This is a genomic window from Paraburkholderia sp. BL27I4N3, assembly GCF_003386115.1.
Classification (GTDB): domain Bacteria; phylum Pseudomonadota; class Gammaproteobacteria; order Burkholderiales; family Burkholderiaceae; genus Paraburkholderia.
This window is the reverse complement of sequence record NZ_QREJ01000001.1, coordinates 326,979-340,017: the sequence shown is the minus strand read 5'-3', so window position 1 is coordinate 340,017 and position 13,039 is coordinate 326,979. Positions and strand designations below refer to the sequence as shown.

The window sequence follows — 13,039 nt, the reverse complement described above, 5'->3', positions numbered from 1 at the left end:
ACTTCAAGCGAACCGTCACCGTGCCCAAGTCCACAGAAAAATTAGATCTCGCTACCCGCGCCGCGTGGCTCTACTACGTTGCCGGCAACACCCAGAACGAAATCGCCGAGAAGCTCCAGGTGTCGCGCCCGGTCGCGCAACGGCTCGTTGCTTTCGCGGTGGAGAAGAATCTGATTCGTGTGCGCGTCGATCACAAGCTGGCTGACTGCCTCGCACTCGCCGATCAACTGTCGAAACGCTACGGTCTGAGCATGTGCGAAGTGGTGCCGATCGACAGCGATACGTCCGAGGAAGTCGACCGCAAACTCGCAGTCGCCGGCGCGCAGGTGATGGAGCGCTATCTCGGCGAGGAAAAACCGATGGTGGTCGCCGTGAGCAGCGGCCGCACGCTGAAGGCCGCCGTCGATCAGATCGCGCAGCTGGACCGTCCGCAGCACCGGCTGGTGTCGATGGTCGGGGCGATCGCCCAGGACGGCTCCTCGAACCGCTATGACGTCGCACTGCACATTTCGGAGAAGACGGGCGGCAAGCATTTTCTGCTGCCCGCCCCGCTGCTCGCCGATAACGAAGCTGAGCGCGCGCAGTGGTGCAATCACCGTTTGTATCGGATCGTCGAGTCGTTGTCGGCGCAAGCCGATGTGGCGTTTGTCGGCATCGGCAATATTGGGCCGAAATGTCCGCTGCACGAAGACGGCTTCATTACGTCGGCGGAAGTGAAGGAGTTGATGCAGAACGGCGCGGTGGCGGAGATGCTCGGACTGCCTATCGACGCCGCGGGCGCGCATGTCGAATCGCCTACCGGCCGGCGCGTGACGAGTATCGCGCTCGACTCGCCGCCGCAGCGCCCGACCATCGGCTTTGCTGGAGGGCAGCGCAAGCGTGAAGCGTTGATCGCTGTGCTGAAAGGCGGCTGGCTATCGGGCCTGGTGACCGACGAATCATGCGCGAGAGCCGCGCTCGAGGCTTAAGCGGACGGTCTGCGCCCATGCCGCGCTACATCGCCGTCAGGCCTTCGGTGATGATGATCCGATATTCCCCGCCCTGCAGACGCGTCTCGCTGACGGCCTGATACTCCGGGCTGCGATACCAGGCAATCGCTTCGTCGTAGCTGGAAAATTCGAGGATCAGGATTTCGTCGATCGGCGGACCCTCCACCACTTCCTTGCGGCCGTGGCTCGCCAGCATCATCACCGGATGTTGCTCGAAGGTTGCAGGCGCAACCTGTTTGTATTCATCCAGCTTCGCGGGGTCGAGCGTTTTCTCGCGCGTAATGACGACATAGGCGGCCATGAACGTTTCCGGAGCGTGATTGAAAGGAAAGCGGCGCGCCCGCCGCTTTCCCAATCATTACGCGGCCAGCACTTCGACGATCTTACGCTGGAATGCTTTCCCCGCGCTGTCGAACAAATGGCAGTGCTCCGGCGTGGCGCCGAGTTTTTGCGTCTCACCCTTGGTATGACGTTCGAGCGGCGGAATGCGCGCGATCAGTCCGTCCGGCGCGACGCTCGATTCCGCGTACAGATACGCGGCGTCACCGAGCGATTCGATCGCCATGGTTCGGGCCGAAATGCCGTCTTCAGCCATGCCTACGTGCAGGTGCTCGGGTCGAATGCCGACCGTCACCTTGTCGCCCTGCTTCACCGCGGCCGGTTCCACCGCGACGCGCTGGGTCTCGCCGGTTTCGTAGCGCACCGTGACGCCGTCGTGCGTAACCGATTGCACCACGCCTTCCATGAAATTCATCTTCGGCGAACCGATGAATCCCGCGACGAAACGGTTGGCCGGCGCGTGATACAGCATGGTCGGACTGCCGACCTGCTCCAGATTGCCCGCCGACAGCACCACGATCTTGTCCGCCAGCGTCATGGCCTCGACCTGATCGTGCGTCACGTAGATCATCGTGGTCTTCAGTTCGTCATGCAGACGCGCGAATTCGAGGCGCATTTTCACGCGCAAGGCGGCGTCGAGATTCGACAGCGGTTCGTCGAACAGGAACACCTTCGGCTTGCGCGTAATCGCACGGCCGATCGCCACGCGCTGGCGTTGGCCGCCGGACAACTGCTTCGGCTTGCGATCGAGCAGATGGTCGATATGCAGGATCTTCGCGGCGTTGCGCACTGCCGCGTCGATTTCCGGCTTCTTGGTACCGGCGAGTTTCAGGCCGAACGCCATGTTGTCGTACAGCGTCATGTGCGGATACAGCGCGTACGACTGGAACACCATCGCGATGCCGCGCTTGGCGGGCGCCACGTCGTTCACACGCATGCCGTCGATGGTCAGATCGCCGCCGCTGATATCTTCGAGGCCGGCGATCATCCGCATCAGCGTCGATTTACCGCAACCGCTCGGGCCCACGAACACGACGAACTCGCCGTCCGCGATATCGAGGTTGATGTCGCGCATCACTTCGTTTTCGTCGTACGCCTTCCTGATGTTGCGCAGAGTTACGCTTGCCATGATGTGTCTCCGTGTAATGCTGTGTGCTGCTTGTCCGATGTTTCGGTTGCCTGAGTTGTTTCCGACGCTCAGGCGGCTACATTTGATTCGCTTTCGATGCCGCCGCTTATGGCGCGGCCGCCGTTGCGCTCAGCGTCCATTGCGCGACCAGTTCGGGCAACTGCTGCATGTCGTCGAATACATGGCGCGCCCCGGCTGCATGCAGCTTGTCGATCTGCGCATCGCTCGCATGACCGCCGCCGATGAAGCCGAGCACCGTCATGCCCGCCGCCGTGGCCGCGGTCACGCCGGTAACGCTGTCCTCCACCACGAGGCACGCCGAAGGCGCGAGTCCGAGGCCCTTGGCCGCCGCCAGATAAACGTCGGGCGCGGGCTTCGGATTCGGCACCGCGTCAGCGCAGAACAGGCGGTCGCCGAAAAATCTCACGAGACCCGTGCGCGTCAGCACCGTTTCCACATACGGGCGAAAGCTGTTGCTGGCGCAGCCTTTGGTGAGCGGCACCTGAGCCAGCGCGGCTTCGATGCCTTCGACCGTTGGCGCCTGCATCGCCGCCGCTTCCACAGCTTGCCGGATCGAATCGATATCCTCGTCGCTGAGGCTTTTGCCGAGCTGCGCCGCGGTGCCTTGCAGCACTTTCTCGATGCGCAGTCCGAGCAGCGGCAGCACGACCGGTTCGACGTCGGTGTCGGGCCAGCGCGCTTCGAGTTCGTGCACCAGCATGCGCGCCGCCACGGCTTCGCTGTCGATCAGCACGCCGTCGCAATCGCAGATCAGCGCGAAATTGCCGGCGAGCGTGCTTCCACTCGTGCCTGCCGTCATTTGACCGCCCCAAAGGTAAGACCGCGCACCAGTTGCTTCTGCGACAGCCAGCCGACGATCAGGATCGGCGCGACCGCCAGCAGCGAAGCGGCGGACAGCTTGGCCCAGAAGAGACCCTCAGGACTCGAATACGACGCGATGAACACGGTCAGCGGCGCGGCGTTCGAACTCGACAGGTTGATACTCCAGAACGCTTCGTTCCACGACAGGATCACGAGCAGCAGCGCCGTCGAGGCGAGACCCGGCAGCGACATCGGCATCAGCAGATAGACGATTTCCTGCCACGTCGCGGCACCGTCGATCCGCCCTGCTTCGAGAATGTCGCGCGGAATTTCGGCGAAGTACGTGAAGGACATCCACACTGCGATCGGCAAATTGATCAGCGTGTAGACGATCACAAGACCCGACACCGAATCCAGCAGTCCGCTGTTTTTCCACAGCAGATAGATCGGCACCAGCACGCCGACCGACGGCATCATCTTGGTCGACAGCATCCACAGCAACACCTTCTGCGTGCGGCGGGTCGGGAAGAACGCCATCGCATACGCGGCCGGCACGGCGAGTATCAGGCACAGAATCGTCACGCCCACGGAGATCAGTATCGAATTCCACGCGAACGAAAAGTAGTTGCTGCGCGCGAATACCTCGCGGAAGCTATCGAGCGTCGGAGTGAAAAACAGCGACGACGCATAGGCCTGCTGCTCCGTCTTGAAGGCGGTGATCGTCATCCAGAAGATCGGAAAAAACAGCAGCAGGGCGACGAGCCAGGCGATCACGCCGGGAATGCCGCGTCGGATCGCGGCGAACGGCGACTTCGCCGGCACCGTCATGGCAGTCGTCGGGTTCGACACCGGGGTAGAGGCAACTTGGCTCATTTTTCGTACTCCCCTTTCAGGTTCTTCGCGAGCATCCGCACGAGGAAGAACGACACGATATTGGCCAGCACGACAGCGAGAATGCCGCCCGCCGACGCGAGACCGACGTCGAACTGTTGCAGGCCCAGCGAATAGATCAGGTACGACAGGTTGGTGGTCGCGGTGCCCGGACCGCCGCCCGTGGTCGTATAGATTTCGGCGAAGATCGACAGCAGGAAAATCGTCTCCATCATCACCACCACCGCGATCGCCCGTTTCAGGTGAGGCAGCGTGATATAGAAGAACATCGAGAACGGGCCCGCGCCGTCGATGCGCGCCGCCTCCTTCTGCTCCTGATCGAGCGACTGGATCGCCGTGAACAGAATCAGGAAAGCAAACGGCAGCCACTGCCACGCGACAATCATGATCACTGCCGTCAACGGATATTCCGCGAACCAGTCGATCGGCGTCATGCCCATGGCGCGCATGCCCTGCGCGATCAGGCCATACACCGGATGCAGAATCATGTTCTTCCAGATCAGCGCGCTCACGGTCGGCATCACGAAGAATGGCGCGATGGCGAGCAACCGCGCGACGCCCTGGCCGTAGAACTTGCGGTCGAACAGGATCGCCATCAGCACGCCGCCCACCACCGTGATCACGAGGACCGAGATAATCAGTTCGAGCGTGTGGCCGATCGAAGGGCCGAACGACGGATCGCTGGCAAGGTATTTATAGTTGTCGAAACCCGCGAAGCCTTTCAGATCCGGATTCAACAGGTTGTAGCGCGAGAACGAAAACCAGATCGTCATCGCGAGCGGAATCGCCATCCACAGCACGAGCACCGCAACCGAAGGCGTGACTAGCCAGCGGGCGGAATTGGCTTTGCGGGTTTCGCGTTCTTTTTCTGTCTGGGGATGGGCATGCATGATAGGTAGGCGCAGAGGACGCATGATTGACCACCTGTGGTAATGCGCGGACCGCCGCCCGAAGCCGCGACGACACCCTGCGATGTCGCGGCGCACGTGTGGCGGCAAGGCCCGCTGTGCCGCGTAAGCCGGCTGACTGGCGTCAGCCGGCGCGTGCCACGTAACGGACCGTGGCTTACTTCTGGTAGCCGGCCTGCTTCACCGCGCGATCCGCGGTGGCGTTGCCGGCTGCCAGCGCCTGATCGACCGTCATCTGACCGGCAATCGCACCGGAGATGCTCTGACCGACCACGGTGCCGAACGACTGGAACTCAGGAATCCCGACGAACTGCACACCGGTGTACGGCACCGGCTTGAGCGTCGGATGCTCCGGATCAGCCGTTTCGATTGCCTTCAGCACGAAGTCGCCGAACGGTGCTGCCTGCTTGTACTCAGGGCGCGCGTAGGTGGATTTACGCGTTCCCGGCGGCACCGAGGCCCAGCCTTCGTCCTTCGCGACCAGTTCGATGTACTGCTTCGACGTGGCCCACGTGATGAATTTCTTCGCCGCGTCAGCCTGCTTCGACGACTTCGGAATCGCCAGCGCCCAGGCCCACAACCAATGCGAACCCTTCGGCGTGACCGCGACCGGCGCCGCGGCGAAACCGACCTTGTCGGCGATCTGCGATTGCTGCTTGTTGTAGAGCATGCCGGCTGCCACCGTGGCGTCGATCCACATCGCACACTTGCCAGAGGACATCAGCGTCAGGTTCTCGTTGAAGCCATTCGAACTCGCTCCCGGAGGACCGTCCTTCTTCAGCAGATCGACGTAGAAGGTCATCGCCTTCTTCCATTCCGGCGAGGTGAGCTGCGCGTTCCACTTCTCGTCGAACCAGCGGCCGCCGAAGGTGTTCACCACCGTCGTGCCGTAGGCCATGTTCTCGCCCCAGCCCGCCTTGCCGCGCAGGCAGATGCCGTAAATGCCGTTGGCTTTGTCGGTGAGCTTGTCGGCGAATTGCTTGATCTGGTCGTAAGTCGGCTGGTCGGGCATCTTCAGGCCGGCCTTCTCGAACAGGTCCTTACGGTAATACGTCATCGAGCTTTCGACGTAGAACGGCAGCGCGTACAACTGGCCGCCGCTCGAGAGGCCATCGCGGGCCGTCTTCACGACGTCGTTCAGATCGTAATCAGCGGGCAGATTCGTGAGCGGCGTGAGCCAGCCGCGCTTGCCCCATTGCGGCGTTTCGTACGCGCCGATCGTCATCACGTCGAACTGGCCGCTGCCGGTCGTGATGTCGGTGGTAGCGCGCTGACGCAGCACGTTTTCTTCGAGAATCACCCAGTTCAGCTTGATGTCCGGATTCGCCTTTTCGAATTCGGGCGAGAGCTTCTTCAACTCGATCATGTCCGGATTGTTCAGCGTGGCGATCGTTACCGTCGCCGCCGACGCGCTCAATGCAAAGCATGCGACCGCGCCGGCACTGACCGCCTTTAGCGTGGATTTGAGGGCTGGCTTCATGTGTTGTCTCCTTTCTCGTACGTTATGTAGTGCAGCGTTTGTTCTACGAAATTGACGATGAACGGCGCGGACTCAGCTCATCCAGTTGCCGCCGTCGACGTTCAGGGTTTGCGCGGTGATGTAGTCGGCATCCGCCGACGCGAGGAACAGGGCGGCGCCGGTCAGATCGTCCGGCACGCCCATGCGGCCGAGCGGCACCGCTTCGCCGACAAGCCGTTTCTTCTCGCCGAGCGGGCGCTTCTCATAGCGCGCGAAGAGCGCGTCGACTTCGTTCCACATCGGCGTATCGACGACACCCGGCGCGATGCCGTTCACATTGATCTTGTGCGGCGCAAGCGCCAATGCCGCGGATTGCGTGTAGCTGAGCACCGCCGCCTTGGTCGCGCAGTAGTGCGACACGAGCGCCTCGCCGCGCCGTCCGGCTTGCGACGACATATTGATGATCTTGCCGCCGTGGCCCTGCTCGACCATCTTTTGCGCCACGGCCTGCATGAGGAAGAACATGCCCTTCACGTTGACCGCGAAGAGACGGTCGAATACGTCCCAGGATTCGTCGAGGATCGGGCGCATGTCGAAGAGCGCCGCGTTGTTGAACAGAATGTCGATTTGCCCGAAGCGCTCCAGCGCGCTCGCCACGATGCGCTGGATATCGTCGCGGCGCGTGACGTCGGCGCGCACCGTCAGCACGCGATCGCCATGGATCGCACGCAGCGAGTCGCCGAAACTGTCGGCCGGCTTCACGTCGACCAGCACGCAGCGCGCGCCTTCGTCCAGATATCGCCGCGCCACGGCTTCACCGATTCCGCTTGCCGCGCCCGTCAGAATGGCCACCTTGTCCTGCAATCGTGCCGCCACTGCTCGTCTCCGGTTCGTTTCGCTTCTTGAGGCGCGGTGAGCGAACGCTCATCACGCGAACAATTGCTCTGTTAGTGATCGAATGATCGGATACGTACCGGGCCATGTCAAGGCGCCCGAGCAGATTTCGATGGTGCAGCGCGGCAGGACTCCGGTACCCCTTTCCTGCTCCGATCAACACTAGTACGAGAACTCGCAGTCGGCCAATTTGCTTTCCATGCGGCCATGCTGACAACATTTCGAGATACGTTATATCATTGCGACCTCGCTTCGCTTCGAAGCTGTTTGGTTGCGATTTCGCCCGATTGCCATTTCGTAGGAGCCTCCGCCGATGGCCACATCGACTGCAGAACACCATGCCGTGCGCCTCGCGCACGCCGAAGCGCATGCCGCCTTGCACAGGCTCGCGCTGACGCCGCTGCGTCGTCAGGTGTATGCGGCGATCGTCGCGAGCGAGCGGCCGATCGGCGCTTATGAACTGCTCGATGCGCTCGAACCGGAACGCGGCCGCGTGCCGCCCACGACCGTGTATCGCGCGCTGGACTTTTTGCTCGCGCATGGCTTCGTGCATCGGATCGAATCGAAGAACGCGTTCGTGGCCTGCTGCGAAGTCGGCGTGCCGCATCGCAGCCAGTTTCTGATGTGCGACGGCTGCGGCGCCACCGTCGAAATTCCCGGCGACGACCTCGCCGAACAGTTGTCGCATAGCGCGCCGGCCCACGGCTTCCAAGTGCATCGGCAGGTGGTCGAACTGAGCGGTCTATGCGCGCTATGTGCCCGCACGGCGCGGCCTGGCGACGCTTCGGCCGACACAAAGCCGGCCTAGAGCCGGCGCGCTTTTCCTAACGTCAGTGATCCATTCAACCCTCACGCAGCAGGACACAGCAATGAAGAAATTCGCCCCGATGTTGAACGGCGCGCAGCGTGCGCTGAAACTGTCGAAGTATGTCGCGGTAAGCGCCGCCATGGTCGCGTTCGGCCACGCCGCGATGGCCGCGGACGCCAAAATCCCGGTGGTCGCGGCGGAGAATTTCTACGGCGACGTGGTGCAGCAACTTGGCGGCGAACGCGTCGACGTGACGAGCATCCTCAGCAATCCGGAGCAGGACCCGCATCTGTTCGAAGCGAGCCCGAAGACGGCGCGCGCGCTACAGCATGCGAGCCTTGTGGTCTACAACGGCGCCGACTACGATCCGTGGATGGCAAAACTGCTGGCGGCGTCGAAGGGCGCGAAGCGCGTGACGATCGTCGCGGCCGATCTCGTCGGCAAGAAAGGCGGCGACAATCCGCACCTCTGGTACGACCCGGCGACCATGCCGAAAGTGGCGCGCGCGGTGAGCGAGGCGCTCGTCGCGGCTGACCCGGCGCACAAGTCGGCGTACGATGCGAACCTCGCGAAGTTTCTCGATTCGCTGAAACCAGTCGACGCCAAAGTCGCCGAACTGCATGGCCGCTACGCCGGCGTGCCGGTCACGGCGACCGAACCGGTGTTCGGCTACATGTCCGACGCCGTGGGCCTGACGATGCGCAACCTGCGCTTCCAGCTCGCCACGATGAACGACACCGAAGCCAGCGCGGCCGATATCGCCGCGTTCGAACGCGACCTGCGCGAGAAGCGCGTCCGTGTTCTGATCTATAACAGCCAGGCAACCGAGGCCCTGACCAAACGCATGTTGAAGCTCGCGCAGCAATCGAAGGTGCCGACCATGAGCGTCACCGAGACCGAACCGGCCGGCAAGACCTATCAGACGTGGATGCTGACGCAGCTCGACGCGCTGGACACGGCGCTGGCCTCGGGTAATACGAACGGCGCAAGTGCGGCTGCGGCTTCAGGCGCGAAAGGAAAAACCCAATGACCCAGACTGGCCGCGGCGCGCCAGCGCGCGAGCCCAGCAGCGCGCCCGTGCTCGAGCTCGAACGCGTGACGCTCGAACTCGGCGACCGCACGATTCTGCGCGACACCGGCTTCGTGGTGAACCAGGGCGAATTCATCGGCGTGCTCGGACCCAACGGCGCGGGCAAGACGACGCTGATGCGCGCCGTCCTCGGTCTCGTGCCTGCCGCTCAAGGCGCGATCCGCGTGCTGGGGCAACCGGTCGAACGCGGCAATTCGTCGATCGGCTATATGCCGCAGACGCGCAGCGCGCTCGCCGGACGCCGCGTGCGCGGCCGCGATTTCGTCGCGATGGCCGCCGACGGCCATCGTTGGGGCTTGCCGCATGCGGACGCGGCCACTCGCGCCGATGTCGAACGTGTGCTGGATCTGGTGGGCGGCCGCAAGCTGGCCGAGCGGCCGTTGTCGGAACTATCGGGCGGCGAGCGTCAGCGGTTGTTGCTGGCGCAGTGCCTGCTCGGCAACCCGAAACTGTTGCTGCTTGACGAGCCGTTGATCAGCCTCGACCCGCATCATCAAAAGAGCGTGGTCGAACTGGTGCGGCGCGTGCAACAGGAACTCGGCATCGCCGTGCTGTTTTCGGCGCATGAATTGAACCCGCTGCTTCACGCGCTCGATCGCGTGCTGTATCTCGGCAGCGGCGTGGCGGCGCTCGGCACCGTCGACGAAGTGATCACGCGGCCGGTCCTGTCGCGCCTCTACGGCTCGCCGATCGACGTGATGCGCGTGAACGGCCGCATCTTCGTGATGTCGGGCGACGTCGAAGTGGAAAAGCACGATCACGAGCACGAACACGACGAGCACGGCGGCCACGGCCACTCGCACTCGCATTCCCATTCGCATGGCCACGCGCACGGCCACTCAGACCAGCACGACTCACGCGACGGACACAAGCACGATGTTTGAATACGATTTCATGGTGAACGCATTCGCGGCGTCGGGGATCGTCGCGGTGCTGGCCGGCGTGGTGGGCTATTTTCTGGTGATGCGCGGACAGACCTTCGCGGGCCACGCGCTCTCGCACGTCGGCTTCACCGGCGCGACCGGCGCAGTGCTGATCGGCGTCTCGCCAATCTGGGGGATGATCGGCTTCACGCTGGCGGCGGGCGTCGGCATGGGCGCGCTCGGCGAACGCCTCGCCGGACGCGATGTGGCGATCGGCGTGATCCTCTCGCTGTCGCTCGGTTTCGGCTTGCTGTTTCTGCACTTCTTCACCGCGTACGCGACCCAAGTCACGGCGCTGCTGTTCGGCAATGTGCTCGGCGTGAATGCATCGACGCTCGGCGTGCTGGCGGGCTTGGGTCTAGTGAGCTTGCTGGCGCTCGCGGCGATCATGCGGCCGCTGCTGTTCGCTTCGTTGCAGCCGGAACTGGCCGAAGCCAAGGGCGTGTCGTTGCGCCTCGTGTCCGTGCTGTTTCTCGCGATCGCGGCGCTCGCCGTCGCCGCGTGCACGCAGATTGTCGGCGTGCTGCTGGTGTTCACGCTGATGGTCGGCCCGGCCGCCGCCGCGCAAAACATGACGACGCGGCTATCAGCGGGCCTCGTGCTCGCCGCAGTGTTCGCGCTACTGCAGGCGTGGCTCGGTCTGACACTCGCGTTCTACACCGATTGGCCGACGAGCTTCTGGATCACCGTGCTGTCGGCAATGGTGTACGGCGGGAGTTTGTTGAGACGGCATTGAGTCTTCGGGAACGATGGCGGCATCGTATCTGCACACCGCCATCGTCGTCCTACGAGCCTTCAGCCGAGCAGCACCTTCGCGTGATGCGCGAGATGATCCTCGATGAACGTCGAGATGAAGTAATAGCCGTGGTCGTAGCCCGCGTGACGGCGTAGCGTCAGCGGTTGACCTGCGGCCTGGCAAGCGGCTTCGAACACGTCGGGATTCAGTTGCTCCGCGAGGAACTGATCCGCGAGTCCCTGATCGACCAGAATCCCTTCCGAGAACTTGCGCGACGTACGCGCGACCAGTTCGCTCGCGTCGTACTGCTTCCACGCTTCGCGGTCGTCGCCCAGATAGCCGCGGAACGCTTTCGCGCCCCACGGACAGCGCGTCGGCGCGGCAATCGGCGCGAACGCCGACACCGACCGATAGATCTCCGGATTGCGCAACGCGAGCATCAACGCGCCGTGACCGCCCATCGAGTGCCCGAAGATGCCCAGACGCGCGCCGTCCACCGGCAGATTCGCGAGCACCGTTTCGCGCAGCTCGTCCCGCACGTACGAATACATCCGGTAGTGCTGCGCCCACGGCTGCTGCGTGGCGTCAACGTAAAAGCCCGCGCCCACGCCGAAGTCCCACGCCGCGCTTTCGCCCGGCACGCCCGCGCCGCGCGGACTGGTATCCGGCGCGATCAGCGCAATGCCGTGCTGCGCGGCGAAACGCTGCGCGCCGGCTTTGACCGGAAACGTTTCTTCGGTGCACGTGAGACCCGCGAGATAGAACAGCGCGGGCACGTTCGGACTGGCCTGCAAAGCTTGCGGCGGCAGATAGACGGAGAAGCGCATCGGCAGACCGATGGTCTGCGACTCGTGCCGATAGATGCGCTGCTCGCCGCCATGACAGACATGCGACGACAAGAGTTCAAGCATGGCGAGGCTTCCGGATTAGTACAGCACGACCGAGCGGATCGACTCGCCCTTCTTCATCAGATCGAAGCCCTCGTTGATGCGCTCGAGCGGCAGACGGTGCGTGATCAGATCGTCGATATTGATCTTGCCTTCCATGTACCAGTCGACGATCTTCGGCACGTCGGTGCGGCCGCGTGCGCCGCCGAACGCCGAGCCTTTCCACTCGCGACCCGTCACCAATTGGAACGGACGTGTGCTGATTTCCTCGCCCGCCGCCGCCACGCCGATGATGAACGACTGTCCCCAGCCCTTATGCGTGCATTCGAGCGCCTGACGCATCACCTTCGTGTTGCCGATGCATTCGAACGAGTAGTCCGCGCCGCCGTCGGTGAGTTGCACGATGTGATCGACCACGTTCTCAACCTCGTTCGGGTTGATGAAGTGCGTCATGCCGAATTTCTTCGCCAGTTCGACACGGCCCGGATTGAGGTCCACACCGATGATCTTGTCCGCGCCGACCATCTTCGCGCCCTGGATCACGTTCAGCCCGATGCCGCCGAGACCGAACACGACCACGTTCGCGCCCGCCTCGACCTTCGCCGAATACACGACCGCGCCGACGCCCGTCGTCACACCGCAACCGATGTAGCAAATCTTGTCGAACGGCGCGTCTTCACGCACTTTCGCCACCGCGATTTCCGGCACGACGATGTAGTTCGAAAACGTGGACGTGCCCATGTAGTGAAATAGCGGCTTGCCGTCGAGCGAGAAGCGCGAGGTCGCATCGGGCATCAAACCTTTGCCTTGCGTCGAACGGATCGCCTGGCAGAGATTGGTCTTGCGCGACAGACAGAATTTGCACTGGCGGCATTCCGGCGTATAGAGCGGAATGACGTGATCGCCCTTCTTCAGCGTGCCGACGCCGGGCCCGGTATCGACAATCACGCCCGCGCCTTCGTGCCCGAGAATCGCCGGAAAGATGCCTTCTGGGTCCGCGCCGGAGAGCGTGTAGTAATCGGTATGGCAAATGCCCGTGGCCTTCACTTCGATCAGGACTTCACCGGCGCGCGGCCCTTCCAGATCGACTTCCTCGATCGTCAACGGCGCGCCGGCTTTCCATGCGATTGCTGCTTTGGTCTTCATCGTCAATGCTCCTGTAAT

Annotated in this window: 14 protein-coding genes; 5 read left to right on the top strand and 9 right to left on the bottom strand. The window is 63.1% G+C overall.

Translation table 11 applies throughout. From position 1 onward, the window contains the following. Positions 1–20: 20 nt before the first annotated feature. Positions 21–968, top strand: a complete 948-nt coding sequence (locus B0G71_RS01560) for a sugar-binding transcriptional regulator (protein WP_116148263.1) — start codon at positions 21–23, stop codon at positions 966–968. 25 nt (positions 969–993) lie between these two features. On the opposite strand, the gene B0G71_RS01555 is transcribed toward B0G71_RS01560, so the two are convergent. The 7 genes from B0G71_RS01555 to B0G71_RS01525 form a co-directional block, all read right to left on the bottom strand. Beyond that, positions 994–1,290, bottom strand: a complete 297-nt coding sequence (locus B0G71_RS01555; RefSeq protein WP_116139295.1) for a DUF1330 domain-containing protein — start codon at positions 1,288–1,290, stop codon at positions 994–996. Positions 1,291–1,347: 57 nt separating this feature from the next. Continuing rightward, entirely contained in the window at positions 1,348–2,457 is a 1,110-nt protein-coding gene (locus B0G71_RS01550) for an ABC transporter ATP-binding protein (protein WP_116118202.1), read from the bottom strand. A gap of 106 nt (positions 2,458–2,563) precedes the next feature. Then, complete coding sequence (locus B0G71_RS01545) at positions 2,564–3,277, bottom strand: HAD family phosphatase (RefSeq protein ID WP_116139293.1); 714 nt, start codon at positions 3,275–3,277, stop codon at positions 2,564–2,566. After that, positions 3,274–4,107, bottom strand: coding sequence for a carbohydrate ABC transporter permease (locus B0G71_RS01540; RefSeq protein WP_241974671.1), 834 nt, complete (start codon positions 4,105–4,107; stop codon positions 3,274–3,276). The genes B0G71_RS01545 and B0G71_RS01540 overlap by 4 nt, the downstream gene beginning before the upstream one ends. Before the next feature lie 41 nt (positions 4,108–4,148). Next, entirely contained in the window at positions 4,149–5,084 is a 936-nt protein-coding gene (locus tag B0G71_RS01535; protein WP_116139289.1) for a carbohydrate ABC transporter permease, read from the bottom strand. Between the two features lie 151 nt (positions 5,085–5,235). Further along, positions 5,236–6,558, bottom strand: a complete 1,323-nt coding sequence (locus B0G71_RS01530) for a sugar ABC transporter substrate-binding protein (RefSeq protein ID WP_116139287.1) — start codon at positions 6,556–6,558, stop codon at positions 5,236–5,238. A 72-nt stretch (positions 6,559–6,630) separates the two neighbouring features. Then, on the bottom strand, positions 6,631–7,413 hold the full coding sequence (locus B0G71_RS01525) for an L-iditol 2-dehydrogenase (protein ID WP_116139285.1): 783 nt from the start codon (positions 7,411–7,413) through the stop codon (positions 6,631–6,633). A gap of 331 nt (positions 7,414–7,744) precedes the next feature. Between B0G71_RS01525 and B0G71_RS01520 the strand changes: the two genes are divergently transcribed. From B0G71_RS01520 to B0G71_RS01505, 4 genes are all read left to right on the top strand, one after another. After that, positions 7,745–8,239 carry a Fur family transcriptional regulator gene (locus B0G71_RS01520; RefSeq protein WP_116139283.1) on the top strand — a complete coding sequence of 165 codons (495 nt, stop codon included), beginning with the start codon at positions 7,745–7,747 and terminating at the stop codon, positions 8,237–8,239. A gap of 61 nt (positions 8,240–8,300) precedes the next feature. Then, positions 8,301–9,269, top strand: a complete 969-nt coding sequence (locus B0G71_RS01515) for a metal ABC transporter solute-binding protein (protein ID WP_116139281.1) — start codon at positions 8,301–8,303, stop codon at positions 9,267–9,269. After that, the gene (locus B0G71_RS01510; protein ID WP_116139279.1) at positions 9,266–10,213 is read left to right on the top strand and encodes an ABC transporter ATP-binding protein; all 948 of its coding nucleotides are present in this window, start codon (positions 9,266–9,268) and stop codon (positions 10,211–10,213) included. The genes B0G71_RS01515 and B0G71_RS01510 overlap by 4 nt, the downstream gene beginning before the upstream one ends. Continuing rightward, on the top strand, positions 10,206–10,988 hold the full coding sequence (locus B0G71_RS01505; protein ID WP_116139277.1) for a metal ABC transporter permease: 783 nt from the start codon (positions 10,206–10,208) through the stop codon (positions 10,986–10,988). Before B0G71_RS01510 ends, B0G71_RS01505 begins: the two co-directional genes overlap by 8 nt. Before the next feature lie 59 nt (positions 10,989–11,047). Here the strand turns inward: B0G71_RS01505 and fghA are convergent, their stop codons facing one another. Beyond that, positions 11,048–11,899, bottom strand: a complete 852-nt coding sequence (fghA, locus tag B0G71_RS01500) for an S-formylglutathione hydrolase (protein WP_116139275.1) — start codon at positions 11,897–11,899, stop codon at positions 11,048–11,050. A gap of 15 nt (positions 11,900–11,914) precedes the next feature. Beyond that, on the bottom strand, positions 11,915–13,021 hold the full coding sequence (locus B0G71_RS01495) for an S-(hydroxymethyl)glutathione dehydrogenase/class III alcohol dehydrogenase (RefSeq protein ID WP_042321278.1): 1,107 nt from the start codon (positions 13,019–13,021) through the stop codon (positions 11,915–11,917). Positions 13,022–13,039 lie beyond the last annotated feature (18 nt).